13 protein-coding genes are annotated in these 16,313 nt (G+C 65.9%); 9 read left to right on the top strand and 4 right to left on the bottom strand.

The window, feature by feature from the left end; all coding sequences use genetic code 11:
* Window positions 1–8: 8 nt before the first annotated feature.
* Complete coding sequence (locus A5785_RS22035) at window positions 9–2,363, bottom strand: glycoside hydrolase family 65 protein (RefSeq protein ID WP_049697972.1); 2,355 nt, start codon at window positions 2,361–2,363, stop codon at window positions 9–11.
* Entirely contained in the window at window positions 2,360–3,070 is a 711-nt protein-coding gene (locus A5785_RS22030; protein ID WP_049698110.1) for an HAD family hydrolase, read from the bottom strand. The genes A5785_RS22035 and A5785_RS22030 overlap by 4 nt, the downstream gene beginning before the upstream one ends.
* A 162-nt stretch (window positions 3,071–3,232) precedes the next feature.
* Between A5785_RS22030 and A5785_RS22025 the strand changes: the two genes are divergently transcribed.
* From A5785_RS22025 to rsmA, 4 genes are all read left to right on the top strand, one after another.
* Complete coding sequence (locus A5785_RS22025; RefSeq protein ID WP_049698111.1) at window positions 3,233–4,090, top strand: PhzF family phenazine biosynthesis protein; 858 nt, start codon at window positions 3,233–3,235, stop codon at window positions 4,088–4,090.
* A gap of 64 nt (window positions 4,091–4,154) precedes the next feature.
* Window positions 4,155–5,069, top strand: a complete 915-nt coding sequence (locus A5785_RS22020; protein ID WP_049697973.1) for a TatD family hydrolase — start codon at window positions 4,155–4,157, stop codon at window positions 5,067–5,069.
* A 203-nt stretch (window positions 5,070–5,272) separates the two neighbouring features.
* The gene (locus A5785_RS22015; protein WP_049697974.1) at window positions 5,273–6,358 is read left to right on the top strand and encodes a resuscitation-promoting factor; all 1,086 of its coding nucleotides are present in this window, start codon (window positions 5,273–5,275) and stop codon (window positions 6,356–6,358) included.
* On the top strand, window positions 6,322–7,230 hold the full coding sequence (gene rsmA, locus A5785_RS22010) for a 16S rRNA (adenine(1518)-N(6)/adenine(1519)-N(6))-dimethyltransferase RsmA (RefSeq protein ID WP_049698112.1): 909 nt from the start codon (window positions 6,322–6,324) through the stop codon (window positions 7,228–7,230). The genes A5785_RS22015 and rsmA overlap by 37 nt, the downstream gene beginning before the upstream one ends.
* A 100-nt stretch (window positions 7,231–7,330) precedes the next feature.
* Here the strand turns inward: rsmA and A5785_RS22005 are convergent, their stop codons facing one another.
* The gene (locus A5785_RS22005; protein WP_049697975.1) at window positions 7,331–8,320 is read right to left on the bottom strand and encodes a TIGR03557 family F420-dependent LLM class oxidoreductase; all 990 of its coding nucleotides are present in this window, start codon (window positions 8,318–8,320) and stop codon (window positions 7,331–7,333) included.
* Between the two features lie 250 nt (window positions 8,321–8,570).
* Between A5785_RS22005 and A5785_RS22000 the strand changes: the two genes are divergently transcribed.
* From A5785_RS22000 to A5785_RS21990, 3 genes are all read left to right on the top strand, one after another.
* On the top strand, window positions 8,571–9,548 hold the full coding sequence (locus A5785_RS22000) for a 4-(cytidine 5'-diphospho)-2-C-methyl-D-erythritol kinase (protein WP_049697976.1): 978 nt from the start codon (window positions 8,571–8,573) through the stop codon (window positions 9,546–9,548).
* A 76-nt stretch (window positions 9,549–9,624) separates the two neighbouring features.
* Window positions 9,625–10,761, top strand: a complete 1,137-nt coding sequence (locus A5785_RS21995) for a lipase family protein (protein ID WP_152930024.1) — start codon at window positions 9,625–9,627, stop codon at window positions 10,759–10,761.
* A 71-nt stretch (window positions 10,762–10,832) separates the two neighbouring features.
* Window positions 10,833–12,704 carry an ABC-F family ATP-binding cassette domain-containing protein gene (locus A5785_RS21990; protein WP_049697977.1) on the top strand — a complete coding sequence of 624 codons (1,872 nt, stop codon included), beginning with the start codon at window positions 10,833–10,835 and terminating at the stop codon, window positions 12,702–12,704.
* A 28-nt stretch (window positions 12,705–12,732) separates the two neighbouring features.
* Here the strand turns inward: A5785_RS21990 and A5785_RS21985 are convergent, their stop codons facing one another.
* Window positions 12,733–13,584: an SGNH/GDSL hydrolase family protein gene (locus tag A5785_RS21985; RefSeq protein ID WP_082946634.1), complete on the bottom strand. Its 852-nt coding sequence runs from the start codon at window positions 13,582–13,584 to the stop codon at window positions 12,733–12,735.
* A 175-nt stretch (window positions 13,585–13,759) separates the two neighbouring features.
* Between A5785_RS21985 and A5785_RS21980 the strand changes: the two genes are divergently transcribed.
* Together A5785_RS21980 and A5785_RS21975 are read left to right on the top strand one after the other, a co-directional pair.
* Complete coding sequence (locus A5785_RS21980; protein ID WP_049697978.1) at window positions 13,760–16,048, top strand: carbon starvation CstA family protein; 2,289 nt, start codon at window positions 13,760–13,762, stop codon at window positions 16,046–16,048.
* Between the two features lie 11 nt (window positions 16,049–16,059).
* Entirely contained in the window at window positions 16,060–16,254 is a 195-nt protein-coding gene (locus tag A5785_RS21975; RefSeq protein WP_049697979.1) for a YbdD/YjiX family protein, read from the top strand.
* Window positions 16,255–16,313 lie beyond the last annotated feature (59 nt).

The following is a 16,313-nucleotide window of genomic DNA, read 5'->3' as shown; positions in this document are numbered from 1 at the left end:
CCCGGGAATCAGTCTCGATGATACGGCTCGCAGCCCACCGGTGCCTTCGGCGGCTCGCGATGTTCGATCTCTGCGATGTCGCGCGTCACCGGGTGCTCCGCGGTGAGCGTGAATTTCTCACCGTGGTGCGCGAGATCGATCTTCGGACCGGACAGCAGGCGGTACGTCGCGGTCTTCTTGTCGACGGCGACGACGATCTTCGAATCCCGCACCGTCATACGGAAAGACATGTAGGTCAGTCGCGGTGGGAGCCGGGGCGCAAACGTGATGTGGCCACCGAAGTCGCGCATGCCGCCGAATCCCGCGACGCAGTCCATCCACGCACCCGCGAGCGCGGCGATGTGCAGACCACTGCTGACGTTGCTGTGTAGGTCGTGAAGATCGGTGAAGACCGATTCGGCGAGGAGGTCGTAGCTGAGGTCGAGATAGCCCACTTCGGCAGCCGTCACGGCCTCACAGCACGCCGACAGCGAGGAGTCGCGAACGGTGAGCGGATAGTAGTAGTCGAAGTTGCGGAGCTTCTGTTCCTCGGTGAACGCCCGGCCGAACATGTACATCGCGAACACGAGGTCGGCCTGCTTGACCACCTGTTTGCGGTACAGGTCGTAGTACGGATAGTTCAGCAGCAGTGGGTATTTGCCGACCGACGCCGCGAAATCCCACGCGCCGAGCAGGGTGAACGCCTCGCACTGCTGGTGGACTCCCAGTGCGTCGTCGTACGGGATCGTCATGTCGTCGGCGCACGATTCCCAGTGCGCCGCTTCAGCATTCGTCACGCCGTACTTCTGCGCGAGATCGGGGCGGCGATGGACCCAGGCCACTCCGTCGCGAAGTGCCAGTTGCGCAGCGAGATTGGTGAACACGTTGTTGTTGACGACGGCGGTGTACTCGTCGGGTCCGGTCACACCGTCGAGCCGGAAGTGTCCGTTGACGTCGTGATGCCCGAGGCCGGCGAAGAGACGGGCGATCTCGACGAGAAGCTCGACGCCGCACTCGGTTTCGAACTGTTCGTCCTCGGTGGCGCGCATGTAGCGTGCGGTCGCGTTGGCGATGTCGGCGCTGACGTGCACACCCGCGGTACCGGCAGGCCAGTAGCCCGAACACTCGTCACCATTGATCGAGCGCCACGGGAACATGGCGCCACGCTGTCCGAGTTCTGCTGCGCGTGACTTCGCCTTGTCCATCGTCGAATGGCGCCAACGCAATTCCTCACCTGCTGCCGCCGGGACGGTGTAGGTGAGCATGGGCAGGATGAAACTCTCGGTGTCCCAAAAGGTGTGGCCGTCGTATCCCGGTCCGGTGAGTCCCTTGGCGGGGATCGCGCGTGACTGTCCGCGCGCACCGGCCTGCAGCACGTGGAAGAGCGCGAAGCGCACCGCCTGCTGAACCTCGGGATCGCCGTCGAGTTCGATGTCGGCGTCGCGCCAGAAGTCGTCCATGTAGGCGGTCTGCATCGCCTTCAACGATTCCCAGCCGGTCTCCATCGCCATGGCGAGGGCGGCGTCGACCTGAGCACGAAGTGCGGGAACCGACCGTCGCGCCGACCACCCGTATCCGATGTACTTGGTCATCTTCAACGACGTTCCTTCCGGAACGTTCGCCGCGATGGTCAGCCGGGCCAGATCGTCGTCGGCACGGATGAAACTGTCTGCCGCACCGGGGAAGTCGATCTGATGATCCATGCCCGCCGCCATGTGCAACCCGGACTGTTTGGTGTGGTGCACCAGGATGCCCCAGTAGTTGCGACACGTCGCGAGGTCGGAGACCAGTGGCGACTCGAGCGCTGCGGCGAGTCGGGGATCGTTGCCCGGCACCGGAACCGGCTCGTTGGCGAGCAGATCGGACTGCAGCACGATCTTCATGTCTTCGCCGACGGGCTCCACTTCGTAGTGGATTGCGGCGATGGTGCGTTTGGTGAACGACACCAGCCGCTCGGACTTGATACGCACCGTGCGGCCGGTCGGCGAGGTCCAGAGAGTGTTGCGACGCAGCGTTCCGGTACGGAAATCGAGTGTCTGCGAGTGTTCTTCGGTGCGGCCGTATCGCAGATCCATCGGCTCGTCCTCGACGAGGAGGCGAATAATCTTGCCGTCGGTCACATTGACGACGGTCTGGCCGGATTCGGGGTAACCGTAGCCGCTTTCGGCGTACGGCAGATCCCGCAGTTCATAGAAGCCGTTGAGGTAGGTGCCGGGATGGTCGACCGGCTCACCCTCTTCGAAGCTCCCACGCAGTCCGATGTGGCCGTTGGACAGGGCGAACAGCGTCTCGTTTCGACCGAGCTTCTCGAGATCGACTCCGCGCCAGTGCAACTGCCACGGATCGATGTCGAATCCGGTGGTCTGTTCTGTGGTGCGGCTCATGCGGGGATCAGCTCGTCGAGATCGTTGACGACGATGTCGGCGCCCGTGGTGCGCATCGCCTCAGCCTGGGTGCCGCCGACTCGGTCGATACCGACGACGTAGCCGAAGTGGCCTGCCACGCCTGCCTGTACACCTGAGATCGCGTCCTCGAAGACGGCTGCTGCCGTCGGTTCGACGCCCATCAATTCTGCCCCCAAGAGAAATGAGTCGGGCGCGGGTTTCCCGCGCAGTCCACGTGCGGCCGTTTCCTGTCCGTCGACACGCACTTCCACGTACTTCGACAGTCCTGCAGCGTCGAGTACGGCCTCTCCGTTCTTCGACGATGTCACCACTGCGATGCGTAGCCCGGCTTCCTGGGCGGCCTGCAGATAACGCACCGACCCGGGATAGGGATTCACGCCGTCACTGGAGAGTTTGTCCAGGAACATCGCGTTCTTCTCCGAGCCGATTCGCTCGGTCGTCGTCTCATCGACATCGTCGATGCCGCGTGACGACAAGAACGCGCGCACACCGTCCTCCCGTGGACGACCGTCGACGTAGTCGAGGTAGTCCTGTTCGGTGAACGGCACGAAGTCGTCGCCGTCGCGGTCACGTAGGAAGTCGTCGAAGGCGGCTTTCCACGCAACGCGATGTAGGACGGCGGTACTCGTGAGAACACCGTCGAGGTCGAATAGGGCGACCGAGATCTGTTCTGGCAAACCCAACACGTCCGACACGCTACCCGCCTGGGGGGTTCACGGCGCGGTATGCGCACAGACCACACGTCGAGCCCAGGTGCGCAGCGGCGCGTCGCGCCGGTGCCCGGCGGCGCGAGATCCGTCGTCGCAAATCGCTGGACAACCCTCGGTCGCGGCGGCGAGCATGGGTTCATGTCTTCAGTGCAGCAGTCCCGACGTTTCGCCCAGGTCGACGTGTTCAGCTCGAAACCGTTGCGCGGCAACCCCGTTGCCGTCGTTGTCGATGGAGACGGGATCTCCGACGATGATATGGCGGCATTTGCTCGCTGGACTAATCTTTCCGAGACGACGTTCATCCAGTCTCCGACCGACCCCGCCGCCGACTATCGACTGCGCATCTTCACTCCCGGTGGCGAACTCCCTTTCGCGGGACACCCGACGCTCGGGTCGGCGCACGCGTGGCTCGCCGCGGGCGGATCGCCGCGCGGTGCGAACGTCGTTCAGGAGTGCGGCGTCGGACTGGTCACGATTCGTCGTGACGGCGATCGGCTCGCCTTCGCGGCGCCCCCGCTGCGCCGATCGGGTCCGGTCGACGACGCCCTCGTCGACGAGGTTCTTCCGTCCCTCGGACTCTCACGTGAGCACGTCCGCGCCGCGGAATGGATCGACAACGGTCCGCCGTGGTTCGTGCTCGAACTCGACTCCGCGGAACGGGTGCTCTCGGCGAGACCCGACCTCGCTGCACTGGGGCCGCACGACGTCGGCCTCCTCGGACGCTACGAGTCCGGGCACCCCGACGACCCGGACGTCGAGTTCGAGGTGCGCGGTCTCGCGGGCGGCGAGGCCGTCGGCGAAGACCCCGTCACCGGCAGTCTCAACGCGGGGATCGCGGTGTGGCTGCGTTCGAACGGCCGCGTGGGCGCGAGCTATGTGGCATCGCAGGGCACCGCCGTGCAGCGTTCGGGACGAGTCCACATCGACGACGACGGCGAGCACATCTGGGTCGGCGGGCAGTCGACGACGGTCATCAGCGGGACCGTCGATCTCTGATCGCTGCTTTCTGCTCTCTAGCTCTCCGACGGGGTCGCGTCCGTCACCTTCTAGAGTCGAGTCCATGACGGATGGTGCAGACACTTCGGCCGGCACGCAGCCGGTTGGAGAATCGACGACCGAGAGCGCCAAGGCCGCAAAGAAGCGTCGACGCCGCGAGCCGCCGCCGGACCCGACGCCGCTCTACGGGCTGATCGACGCGCACACGCACCTCGCCGCGTGCGGCGGGCGTTCGCCGGAGACCGTTCGCGCCATCGTCGACCATGCCGAAAGTGTCGGCGTAGAGATGATTGTCACAGTTGCCGACGACATGGTCGACGCTCGGTGGGCCGTATCGGCGGCGGACTGGGATGACCGGGTCTACGCGGCGGTCGCGCTGCACCCGATGCACGCGGGCGACCTCGACGACGCGACCTCGCGGGAGCTGGAGCAGATGGCGCAGCATCCGAGGGTGGTGGCGGTCGGCGAGACCGGTCTCGATTACTATTGGCCCGCCCGGTCCGACGACTGTGCGAAGCCCGAGATCCAGCACGAAGCCTTCCGCTGGCACATCAGGCTCGCGAAGAGCATCGGTAAGCCGTTGATGATCCACAACCGCGAGGCCGACCGCGATGTGCTGGACATCTTGGCTGATGAGGGCGCTCCTGACACCGTGATCATGCATTGCTTCTCCGGTGACCAAAACGTTGCACGCGAGTGCGTCGAACGAGGCTACTTCCTCAGTTTCGCGGGCACTGTGAGCTTCGCCAATGCCGCGTCGCTGCGAGATGCCGCACGCGTTGTGCCGGATGAGTTGCTGCTCGTCGAAACCGACGCTCCGTTCCTGACGCCGGATCCCTATCGGGGACAACCCAATCAGTCGTACTGTCTGCCGTACACGGCGAGGTCTTTGGCGTCGACGCGTGGAGTCGACGCCGAATCGTTGGCCAGGACGCTCGGCGAGAACGCGCGACGCGCCTACCAGCTACCTTTGCGGTAATCGCCCCGTCTCGTTATCGTATTGTGATCCCGCGTGATGGTGGGCGTCGATTGATCGGATGATTCGGTCTTTCTTCGGGAGTGATCTCGGGGCCACAGAGCCTCTGTAACTCGCTCCTGCGACGCCTGACGTGGGTTGACTCTGTCGCCGATCAGGATGCTTGGACCTTGTCTGTACTTGCGAGAATTCACAACTCAGAATCGATGCGCGCTCGCGTGGCCGTTGGCGCCGTGCTCGCCACCCTCGCCGCCGGTGGCGTCGCGGGCGTTGCGATGCACAAGAACGTGACGCTCGACGTCGACGGTCACACCATGAAGGTCTCGACCATGGCGATGTCGGTCGATTCGGTGCTCCGCTCGCAGGGGTACACCCCGGCCGAAGGCGACCAGGTCAGCCCGGGAGCAGATTCCGGCTTCGACGACGGCTCGACGATCACCATGAAGCGCCTCAAGACCGTCGTCCTCGACGTCGAGGGTCAAAAGCAGCAGGTGAAGACCACCGCGGTCAAGGTCGACGAGCTTCTCGCCGAGAAGGGACTCGCTCACGGCGAAGACCAGACCAACTTCTCGGCCGGCGGAGCCATCCCGGTCAGCGGTGCCGTCGTCGACGTCACCCTGCCCAAGGCCGTCACTGTTGTCGACGGCGGAGTGCGGTTCAACACCACCGTGCCCGCTGCGACCGTCGCCGATGTTCTCACCGCGACCGGCAAGCCGCTGTCCGACGAGGACAAGGTCACTCCGGCTGCGGACACCAAGGTCGCGCCGAACATGGTCATCGACGTCACCCGTATCCGGACCGAGCGGGACACCGTGCTCGAAGACGTCGCCCCGCCGGAGATCAAGCAGGACGATCCGACCCTCATCCGCGACAAGAAGGTCGTCGTGAAGGCGGGCAAGCCGGGACGCGCAAACGTCACCTACAACGTCACGATCGTCAACGGCAAGGTCGTCAAGCGCGACAAGCTCTCCGCCGACCAGCTCGCTGCTCCGATCGCCGCAACCGTCAAGATCGGCACCAAGGAAGGCGCGCCCGACGTGCCGTCGGGTTCGGTCTGGGACCGTCTCGCGCAGTGTGAGTCGACCGGAAACTGGGCCATCAACAACGGCAACGGCTTCTTTGGCGGCATCCAGTTCGACCAGAACACCTGGGATCGCTGGGGCGGCCAGGAGTACGCGCCGCGCGCCGACCTCGCCACGCGTGAGGAGCAGATCGCGGTTGCCTCGAAGACCCAGGCAGCGCAGGGGTGGGGCGCTTGGCCCGCCTGCTCGTCGAGTCTGGGCCTGCGCTGACAGACGACGCGGAATCGCCCGCTCCGCGGCTGCTCGGCCCGGCACAGATCCGACGCCTCGCCGCGGAGCTCGACGTTCGTCCGACCAAAACACTCGGACAGAACTTCGTCCACGACGCCAACACGGTTCGACGCATCGTCGCGGCGTCGGGTGTCGGGCCTGACGACACCGTCCTCGAGGTCGGACCAGGCCTCGGCTCGCTGACGCTCGCGCTGCTGGGCACCGCGGGACGGGTCGTCGCCGTCGAGATCGACCCGAAACTCGCTCAGCGGCTGCCGCACACCGTCGACGAGTTCGCTCCCCAGCGTGCCGACGCACTCGACGTCGTCACCGCCGACGCACTGGCCGTGACCGCCGACGATCTGCCGGTGACCCCCACCGCGATCGTCGCGAACCTGCCGTACAACGTTGCGGTGCCCGTGCTGCTGCACCTGATGACCGAAATTCCCTCGATTGCAACGGCTCTCGTCATGGTGCAGGCCGAGGTTGCCGACCGACTCGCGGCAGGCCCCGGCTCCCGCGTCTACGGTGTGCCGAGCGTCAAAGCACGATATTTCGGAGACGTGGCCCGCGCAGGTGCCGTGGGACGTAACGTCTTCTGGCCGGAGCCCAAGGTCGAGTCGGGTCTCGTCCGCATCACCCGTACGGACCCGTACGTCGATGAATCAGCCACCCGCGCACAGGTTTTCGCCGTCATCGACGCCGCCTTCGCGCAGCGCCGCAAGACGATGCGATCGGCGTTGGCCACTTGGGCGGGATCGCCCGCCGAAGCCGAACGACGACTCCGCGCGGCGGGCATCGACCCACAGATCCGCGGCGAGAAGCTCGACGTCGGCGACTTCGTGCGCCTCGCGGGCGTCGAGCCCGCCTGAGCTGTCGACTGGGCGCTCGAGTCCGTCGACTGGGCGCTCGAGACTGTCGACTGTGCGCTCGAGACTGTCGACTGGGCGCTTGAGACCGTCGACCGGGCGCTCACCCCGCAGCTGACCGCAGCTTCGCGAGCAGTGGCTCGGCGGCTTCGTCGAAGAATGCCTGCTGTGAGTCGGCGCCGATCTGGATGAGCGCGACGTCGGTGAAGCCCGCCTTCCAGTAGGCGCTCACAGCCTCGACGATCGCGTCGAGGTCGGGTCCACACGGGATCGACGCCGCGACGTCGTCGGGTGTCACGTACTTCGTTGCCGCGGCGAATCCTGCAGTGGTGCGTAGGTCGGCGTTGACGTCCCAGCCGCCGCTGAACCACCGAAACTGTTCGTGGGCACGCTTTTTCGCGACGTCTGCGTCGGGATCCCAACAGATCGGGATCTGGCCGATCGCGCGTGCGTCCGTGCCGATCGTCGGAGCGTCGTCGACCTCGTTCCACAGCGAGATCAGCGACGCCTCCGGCTGTACTGCGATGAGGTGATCAGCGATCGGCGCGAACTGTCCGATGCCGCGCTCACCTGCGACTGCGACACCGATCGGCACGCCGTCCTCGGGGACGTCCCACAGCTTCGCGGAATCGACCTGGAAGAACTCGCCGCGATAGTCGAGCAGTCCGCCGTCGAGGAGTGCTCCGATGATCTCGATGCCCTCCACGAGCATCTCCTGCCGGTCACCGACCGACGGCCACCCCTTTCCGACAGCGTGCTCGTTGAGGTTCTCGCCGCTGCCGAGGCCGAGCGTGAACCGTCCTTCGGCGAGAATCTGCAGCGTCGCGGCCTTCTGCGCGACGACGGCCGGGTGGTAGCGCATCGTCGGACATGTCACGTAGGTCATCAGCCCGACGCGCTCGGTCGCGTGCGCGATGGCACCGAGCACTGTCCACGCGTAAGGCGCGTGTCCCTGCGCCGACAGCCAGGGAGAGTAGTGGTCGCTGGATACCTCGAAGTCGAAGCCCGCGGCTTCGGCACTGACCGCGTCCCGGACGAGTTGTCGGGGCCCGGCCTGCTCGGTCATCAAGGTGTAGCCGAATCGAATTGCCATGTCGTGAACTCCATCGGTCGCGAACGTCGAGACTCTGGCAGGAGAGATGGCCGCTTGCTGGACCCGGAGGAAGGCGATGAGACCGACGCATGTGGCGCAGGACCGGATCGCACCCGCCTCGACAACACATCCGCCTCGACATCGACGCTACGCTCATCGATTCGTCACACCGGCTGTCGAGCCGTCAGCACCTCTCCCGGCTCCTCGCCCAGACCCTCACTCGGACCGCAGTCCATTACGCTGGAACATTGTGTCTCCTACGTCGTTGTCGGTCGTGTCCGACGCCGTGCGTGTGCGGGTGCCCGCGAAGGTCAACCTGCACCTCGGCGTCGGACCGTTGCGTGCCGACGGCTATCACGATCTCGTGACCGTGTTCCAGGCGCTCTCGATCTACGACGACGTCTCCGTTGCCCCGGCGACAACGCTGAGTGTGTCTGTGACCAGGGACAGCGGCAGGGGTTCCGGCTCGCGCGATGTCTCCGACATTCCTGTCGACAACACCAACCTTGCTGCACGCGCGGCCATCGCTCTCGGCGAGTACGTCGGCAGGGAGCCCGCGGTCTCGATCGACATCGTCAAACGCATCCCAGTAGCGGGTGGCATGGCGGGTGGCAGCGCCGACGCCGCGGCAACCCTCGTCGCGTTGGCAGCGCTCTGGAAGCTCGACGTCGACCGCGCGGAACTCGTCGAGCTCGCCGCGGGCCTCGGCAGCGACGTCCCGTTCTCGTTGCGCGGCGGCACGGCACTCGGTACCGGCCGCGGCGAGCGCCTCGTGCCCGTCCTTGCCCGCGGAGATCTGCACTGGGTGTTGGCCCTCGCACGCGACGGACTGTCGACACCAGCTGTCTATCACGAGCTGGATAGATTGCGGGACAACGGTTCTCACGATGTCCCCGAGGGCGACGTCGATCCGGAGACCGCACACCCCGATGCCCTGATCTCGGCGTTGGCATCCGGCGACGCCAACGCCGTCGCCTCCCACCTGCACAACGATCTGCAGCGCGCCGCACTGAGCCTGCAGCCGACGCTGCGTCGAACCCTGCGTGCGGGGGTCGACGCCGGGGCGCTCGCCGGAATCGTCTCGGGCTCTGGACCCACATGCGCGTTCCTGTGCGCCGACGACGTGTCAGCGGTCAACGTCGCAGCCGAACTGTCGGGCGCGGGTGTCGCCCGCGCGGTTCGCACCGCGAGCGGACCTGTCCCCGGCGCACGCGTGACCGATGAGTGACGTGTTGATGAGCGACGCCCAACCAAGCCGTCTTCGACGCCGCTCCGCTGTGCGAACGCGATACGGGCGGCGCGGTCTGCCGCGTGGTGTCGGTGTACTGCTCGCCGCGGTCGTGTCGGCCTCGGCGAGCGTGATGCTGGCACCGCAGGCCGCCGCCGAGGATCTCGTGCCCGGCGGGACCGTCATCACGCGCGAGCGGGTGCCCGCCGAACAACTCCCGCCGGGCGCCGCAGCGGCCGAGCGCGTCGAATACGTCACACGCGACCAGACCGGACGCAGCGCGCCGTCGTCGGGAATCTATTGGATTCCGCAGGGCACGCCGCCTCCCGGCGGGTGGAAGATCGTCTCGTGGGCTCACGGCACCACCGGAATCGGCGACTCCTGCGCGCCGTCGAAGACCAAGACGGGGTCGGGAGTCGACGCCGCAGTCATCGCCGCGCTGAAGGCGGGATATGCCGTCACCGCAACCGACTACGCGGGCCTCGGTACGGCGGAGCAGACGGAGTACCTCGGTGGTCGTGCCGCCGCGCACTCCGTGCTCGACATGCTGCGTGCGGCGCGATGGGAAGAATCCCGCCTGAGCAACGACTGGGTGTCGATGGGCCATTCGCAGGGCGGACATGCCGCACTCTGGGCCGGACACATGGCTGCCGCATATGCCCCTGAACTGCGGTTACATGAGGTTGTCGCCGCTGCGCCCGCGTCGGGGATCGAGTCGGTGTTCAGTGCGTTCACACCCAACGTGCCGAGCCTCGGCAAGGGAAACATCGTCGGCGGGCTGCTGTTGTTCATCCTCGCGGGCCTCGACCACGCCCGCCCCGATCTGAACGTGCGCGATCATCTGACCGACACCGGGGAGAAGTACCTCGAACTCGCGCACCAGAAGTGCTCCGGCGACTTCTCCGATGCGCTGCGCTCGGTGTCGCCGGGGTCGCTCGTGGCGCGCGCCTTCACCGACAAGGCATTCACCGACGCGCTCGCGGACTACACATCGGTTCCGTCCAACGACTGGCACGTGCCGATCCGGATCGACCACGGCCTGTTCGATCCTGTTGTGCCATACGTACTCTCGGCCTCGCTGGTGCGTCGATTGCGCTCGGCGGGCGCCGACGTCTCGTTCGTCACACACCCGCGTGCAGATCACACGAGCGTCGTCGAACAGTCTCTTGACGACGAAATGCGCACTATCGGGCAGGCGTTCGGACGCGATTAGGCCTGTCGGCAGGGCACGGGGCCACAGACGGCCACGCCGACCTGCGCCGCGCGCATTGGTAGCCTCGACCGGTGTCACCTGCCAATCCAACCGCGCTGATCAACGCCGACCGCATCAGTAAGAGCTACGGGATCAAACCGCTGCTCGACGAGGTGAGCCTCGGCGTGCACGAGGGTCAGCGCATCGGTGTCGTCGGACTCAACGGCGGCGGCAAGACCACGCTCCTCGAGATCCTCGGCGGCGTCACCGAACCCGACGCCGGGCGCATCTCTCAGACCGGCGGTATCCACGTCGCGGTCGTCACGCAGCGCGGTGAACTACCTGCAGGCGCAACAGTTTCCGACGTCGTCGTTGGCGACGATGTAGAAGTCCACGAGTGGGCGGGCGATGCGCGAGTGCGCGGCGTCCTCGCGGGAATCGGTATCGACGGCCTTCTCGATCGACGCGTCGACGAACTGTCCGGCGGGCAGCGGCGTCGCGTCGCGCTGGCGGCCGCGCTGGTCACCGACTCCGACGTGCTGATCCTCGACGAGCCGACCAACCACCTCGACGTCGAAGGCGTGCAGTGGCTTGCAGAGCACCTCGTTTCTCGACGCGGCGCGCTCGTCGTCGTCACTCACGACCGCTGGTTCCTCGACACCGTCGCCACGCGCACCTGGGAGGTGCACGACGGTCAGGTCGATGAGTACGAGGGCGGATACAACGACTGGATCTTCGCGCGCGCCGAGCGGGCACGACAGGCCGACGTCGCGGAGGAACGTCGCCAGAACCTTGCGCGCAAAGAGTTGGCATGGCTGCGGCGCGGACCGCAGGCGCGTACCTCCAAACCTCGGTATCGGGTCGAGGCGGCCGAGAAGTTGATCGCCGACGTCCCGCCACCGCGAGATTCGGTGGCGCTCTCGGCATTTGCGCGACGCAGACTCGGTCGCGTCGTGATCGAACTCGAGGACGCGCACATAGAGACACCTCCGAGCGACGACGGCGCGCCGGGACGCGTCCTGCTCGACGACCTCACCTGGCGACTCGCGCCAGGCGAACGTGTCGGTCTCGTCGGGGTCAACGGCTCGGGCAAGACGACATTGCTGCGGGCGCTGGCCGGTGAGGTCGACGTCGAGCCAGGGCGCCGGGTCGAGGGACTGACCGTCAGCATCGGTTGGCTCAAACAGGAACTCGACGACCTCGACCCCAACCAGCGGGTGCTCGACGCCGTGGAGTCGGTGGCAACGCGAATCACGCTGGGCGACAAAGAGATCTCGGCCAGCCAGCTCGCCGAGCGGCTCGGTTTCTCGCCGGCACGCCAGCGCACCCCAGTCGGGGATCTCTCCGGCGGCGAGCGACGTCGACTCCAGTTGACCCGCATCCTGATGGGCGAACCCAACGTGCTGCTACTCGACGAGCCGACCAACGATCTCGACATCGACACCCTGCAGCAACTCGAGGACCTGCTCGACAACTGGGCCGGAACCATGGTCGTGATCAGTCACGACCGCTACCTCATCGAGCGCGTCGCCGACAGCACGTGGGCTCTGTTCGGCGACGGCAAGCTCACCAATCTTCCCGGTGGGATCGAACAATATCTGCAGCGGCGCAAGGAGATTGCGGCGAGCAGCTCCGGCGACAACCGTTCTGCGGTGCTGTCGGGCGTGGCGGACAAGGCGACGGTATCGACAGGGGAGAAGTCGGCGGTGACGGCCGGTACCTCGCAGCCCGCCGCGCCTTCGTTGAGCGCGTCGGAGCACCGCGAGGCACGCAAGGCGATGAACCGACTCGAGCGGCGGATCGCGCAGCTGGACGAGCGGGAGGCGAAGCTTCACGTCGAATTGGCCGACGCGGCAAGCGATCCCGGCCGTCTCGTGACGCTCGGCGCCGAGTTGCGCGGCGTCGTCGACGAGAAGGAGACGGCCGAGATGGAGTGGCTCGAAGTCGCCGAGCAGCTCGAATAAGGTTGCGAGAGTAGTTGTTTGCGCGTAGTCAGCGGCGTATCGCGCCGTTGACAAGTGTCGCGACACCGATCGACCCCGCCTTGTTCAGGTGATAGGGATACGCGATGCGATTACTCAGGCTCGACTCGTACCACGACGTGAGACCGCACGGATCATGGCCTGCCGACGCACGATTGACGTCGACGAACTGTCCGTCGATCTTCGCGGTGGCTCGTGCGAGAGCACGGTTGGCCCGATCGAAAACCCCGTGAAGCCACCGCACGTCTGGATCGCTGATCGGTACCAGCGGCCAGCATCCGTGCGAACCCATGAAACCGCCGATACCCACGACGATGATCTGAGCGTGGGGGGCTTTTCTGCGGATGGCGGCGAGCGCCGGTGTGACGGCGTTCTCCATGACGGCGATGCGGTTGATGGCGAGCTGCGCCAGCCCGCGGTTGGAGCGGCAGTGTCTGTCGCCGAACGGCGAAGTGCCGCAGGGTCCGACGATGCGTCCCCACGCCATGTCGTTTCCGCCGATGCTCACGGTGACGACCTGCGCATCCGACGGGACCGACCACACCTGGGGCGGCTTGTACCCACCGCTGGTCTGCTGGCCGACGCGGTAGAGATGCTCGGCCAACGCGCCCGAGCAGGAGATGTCGATGAAGCGTCGCGGCAACGTCAGCGCCGCGACCACGGTCGGGTAGTTCAGCGCCGAGCGTTTGCATCCTCCGAAGTAGCCGGGCGTCGGAGTGAAGAAGCTGCCCGAGGCGCGTGAATCGCCCAGCGCCACGTACGGCCCGCCCGAGTAGCGCACCGGTGTGCTGCCGGGATCCGCGCCGGCCCGCGAGGACGTGAATCCGCCGCCGGCCAGCAGGGTCGCAGTGCACAGCACCACGAGCGCGATCGCGACGATCGGCCGTCGTAGGAACCGCTTCAGATCAAGCCCATCAGGTTGCACAGAATGAACTTTAGGTTGTCTCGCACACATTTTTGGTATGCGGTGTGAATCACATATCCGTGAGTAGAGTGATCCGCGGCATGTGCGAGCTTCCAAGGAAGGGCAGTGAGCGATGACAACCGTGTCAGAATCTTCGACGTCGACGCGTGACGAGTTTCCCGACGTCGAGTTCGTGACTACCGATCCCGACCGACCACCCGTAGCGGTGATCGACCGGAGTCCGATGACACCCGCGAAGAAGGCGATCTTCGCGGTGATCGGCCTCCTCGGTGCCATTGCCTGGGTGGTCATCGCCCTCGTCCGTGGCGAATCGGTGAACGCGGTGTGGTTCGTCATCGCGGCGCTGTGCACCTACGTCGTCGCGTATCGCTTCTACGCTCGGCTCATCGAGATGAAGGTCGTGAAGCCGCGCGACGACATCGCGACTCCCGCCGAGGAGTACGACAACGCTCGCGACTACATGCCGACCGACCGTCGGGTGCTGTTCGGCCACCACTTCGCGGCGATCGCCGGTGCAGGGCCACTCGTCGGGCCGGTGCTGGCCGCGCAGATGGGCTACCTGCCGGGCACGATCTGGATCATCATCGGCGCGGTGGTCGCCGGATGTGTGCAGGACTACCTCGTCCTCGCGATCTCGACTCGACGTCGAGGACGCAGCCTCGGCCAGATGGCCCGTGACGAACTCGGGTCCGTCGGCGGCACGGCCGCGATCGTGGCGGTGCTCGTCATCATGGTCATTCTGATCGCGGTGCTCGCGCTCGTCGTCGTCAACGCACTGGCCGAGAGTCCGTGGGGTGTCTTCTCGATCGCGATGACCATCCCGATCGCGCTCTTCATGGGTGTCTACCTGCGGTATCTGCGGCCGGGCCGGATCAGCGAGGTGTCTGTGATCGGCGTCGTGCTGCTGCTGTTGGCCATCGTCGCCGGCGGGTACGTCGCCGAGACGTCGTGGGGGCAGGACTGGTTCAGCCTCTCGCCGGTGGTGCTCAGCTGGGCGATCATCATCTACGGCATCGCAGCGGCCGTGCTGCCGGTCTGGTTGCTGCTCGCTCCGCGCGACTACCTGTCGACGTTCATGAAGGTCGGCACCATCGCGCTGCTGGCCATCGGCATCCTGGTGGTACAGCCGGTCATGAAGGCCCCCGCGGTCAGTGAGTTCGCGTGGAACGGAAACGGCCCGGCGTTTGCCGGTGCCCTGTTCCCGTTCCTGTTCATCACGATCGCCTGTGGCGCGCTCTCGGGCTTCCACTCGCTCATCGCGTCGGGCACCACCCCCAAGCTGCTGGCCAAGGAGGGACAGGCTCGGATCATCGGCTACGGCGGCATGCTCACCGAGTCCTTCGTCGCGATCATGGCGCTGATCACCGCATGCATCCTCGATCAGCACCTCTATTTCGGCATGAACGCACCGAAGGCGCTCACTCAGGGAACCAATCAGGGAGCTGCCGACTACGTCAACGGCCTCGGACTCAGCGGAAAGCCGGTCGACGCACAGTATTTCGCCGACGCCGCGCAGAGCGTCGAGGAGAAGTCGATCGTCTCCAAGACCGGCGGTGCACCGACGCTCGCGATGGGAATGTCGGAGACGCTGCAGCGTGGGTTCGGCGGAGAATCGTTGCGCGCCTTCTGGTATCACTTCGCGATCATGTTCGAGGCGCTCTTCATCCTCACCACGGTCGACGCCGGGACGCGCGTGGCGCGCTTCATGCTGTCCGACGGTATCGGCAACCTGCCCGGTGCTCGTCGTTTCAAAGACCCGTCGTGGCGCCCCGGAGCGTGGGTGTGCACCCTGATCGTCTGTGCCGCATGGGGTTCCATCCTGCTGATGGGTGTCACCGATCCACTCGGCGGTATCAACACGTTGTTCCCGCTGTTCGGCATCGCCAACCAGCTACTTGCCGCTATCGCGCTGACGGTCGTGACGGTGGTCTTGATCAAGCGGCGCCAGTGGAAGTGGGCTTGGATACCCGGTGTGCCGTTGGCATGGGACCTCATCGTCACCATGTCGGCGTCTTGGCAGAAGATCTTCTCGTCGAATCCCGCCATCGGCTACTGGGCGCAGCACCGCGCATTCGTGAACGCCAAGGACGACGGTCTGACCACGTTCAAGACCGCCAAGAGCATCTCGGAGATCGATGCGGTCATCCGCAACACGTTCATCCAGGGAACACTGTCGATCATCTTCGCCGTGCTCGTGTTGATCGTCGTGGCGGCGGGTCTCTGGGTCGCGGTCAAGGCCGTGCGCGCGGGCGGACTACCCACCACCGAGGAGAAACCCGTTCCGTCGAAGATCTTCGGGCCGCGCGGACTGTTCCCAACACGTGCCGAGAAGGCGGTGCAGCGCGAATGGGACGAATATGATGCCGCCCAAGGGATTTCAGCTCGGAGTAGCGGACACTAGAAGGCGATGACATGAAGACCGGCCTCACCCACGCCCTGACCTCGGTGCGCTGGTACGTGCAGAGCGTCATGGGCGATCGAGACTACGACCGCTACCTCGCACACCACGCATCGGAGCACGGCGCGTCGGCTCCATTGACCGAGCGCGAGTACTGGCGACAACGCTTCGCCGACCAGGACCGCAACCCGCAGGGGCGGTGCTGCTAGGCGGAGATGGGGAGCCGGCCCCAAATGTGTGTCCAATTGAAGGATGTGGGTGCTGCAGC

The sequence above is a fragment of the Gordonia sp. 852002-50395_SCH5434458 genome, from assembly GCF_001665905.1.
In the GTDB taxonomy this organism is placed as follows: domain Bacteria; phylum Actinomycetota; class Actinomycetes; order Mycobacteriales; family Mycobacteriaceae; genus Gordonia; species Gordonia jacobaea.
Note: the sequence above shows the minus strand (reverse complement) of the source record. Positions and strands in the feature narration are given on the sequence as shown.

What these genes read in the sequence shown, in the direction of transcription:
- A5785_RS21975 (WP_049697979.1), top strand. Translation starts at nt 16,060, where the DNA reads ATGAAGACCGGCCTCACCCACGCCCTGACCTCGGTGCGCTGGTACGTG.
- A5785_RS22015 (WP_049697974.1), top strand. Translation starts at nt 5,273, where the DNA reads ATGCGCGCTCGCGTGGCCGTTGGCGCCGTGCTCGCCACCCTCGCCGCC.
- A5785_RS22025 (WP_049698111.1), top strand. Translation starts at nt 3,233, where the DNA reads ATGTCTTCAGTGCAGCAGTCCCGACGTTTCGCCCAGGTCGACGTGTTC.
- A5785_RS22005 (WP_049697975.1), bottom strand. Translation starts at nt 8,320, where the DNA reads ATGGCAATTCGATTCGGCTACACCTTGATGACCGAGCAGGCCGGGCCC.
- A5785_RS22020 (WP_049697973.1), top strand. Translation starts at nt 4,155, where the DNA reads ATGACGGATGGTGCAGACACTTCGGCCGGCACGCAGCCGGTTGGAGAA.
- A5785_RS21980 (WP_049697978.1), top strand. Translation starts at nt 13,760, where the DNA reads ATGACAACCGTGTCAGAATCTTCGACGTCGACGCGTGACGAGTTTCCC.
- A5785_RS22035 (WP_049697972.1), bottom strand. Translation starts at nt 2,363, where the DNA reads ATGAGCCGCACCACAGAACAGACCACCGGATTCGACATCGATCCGTGG.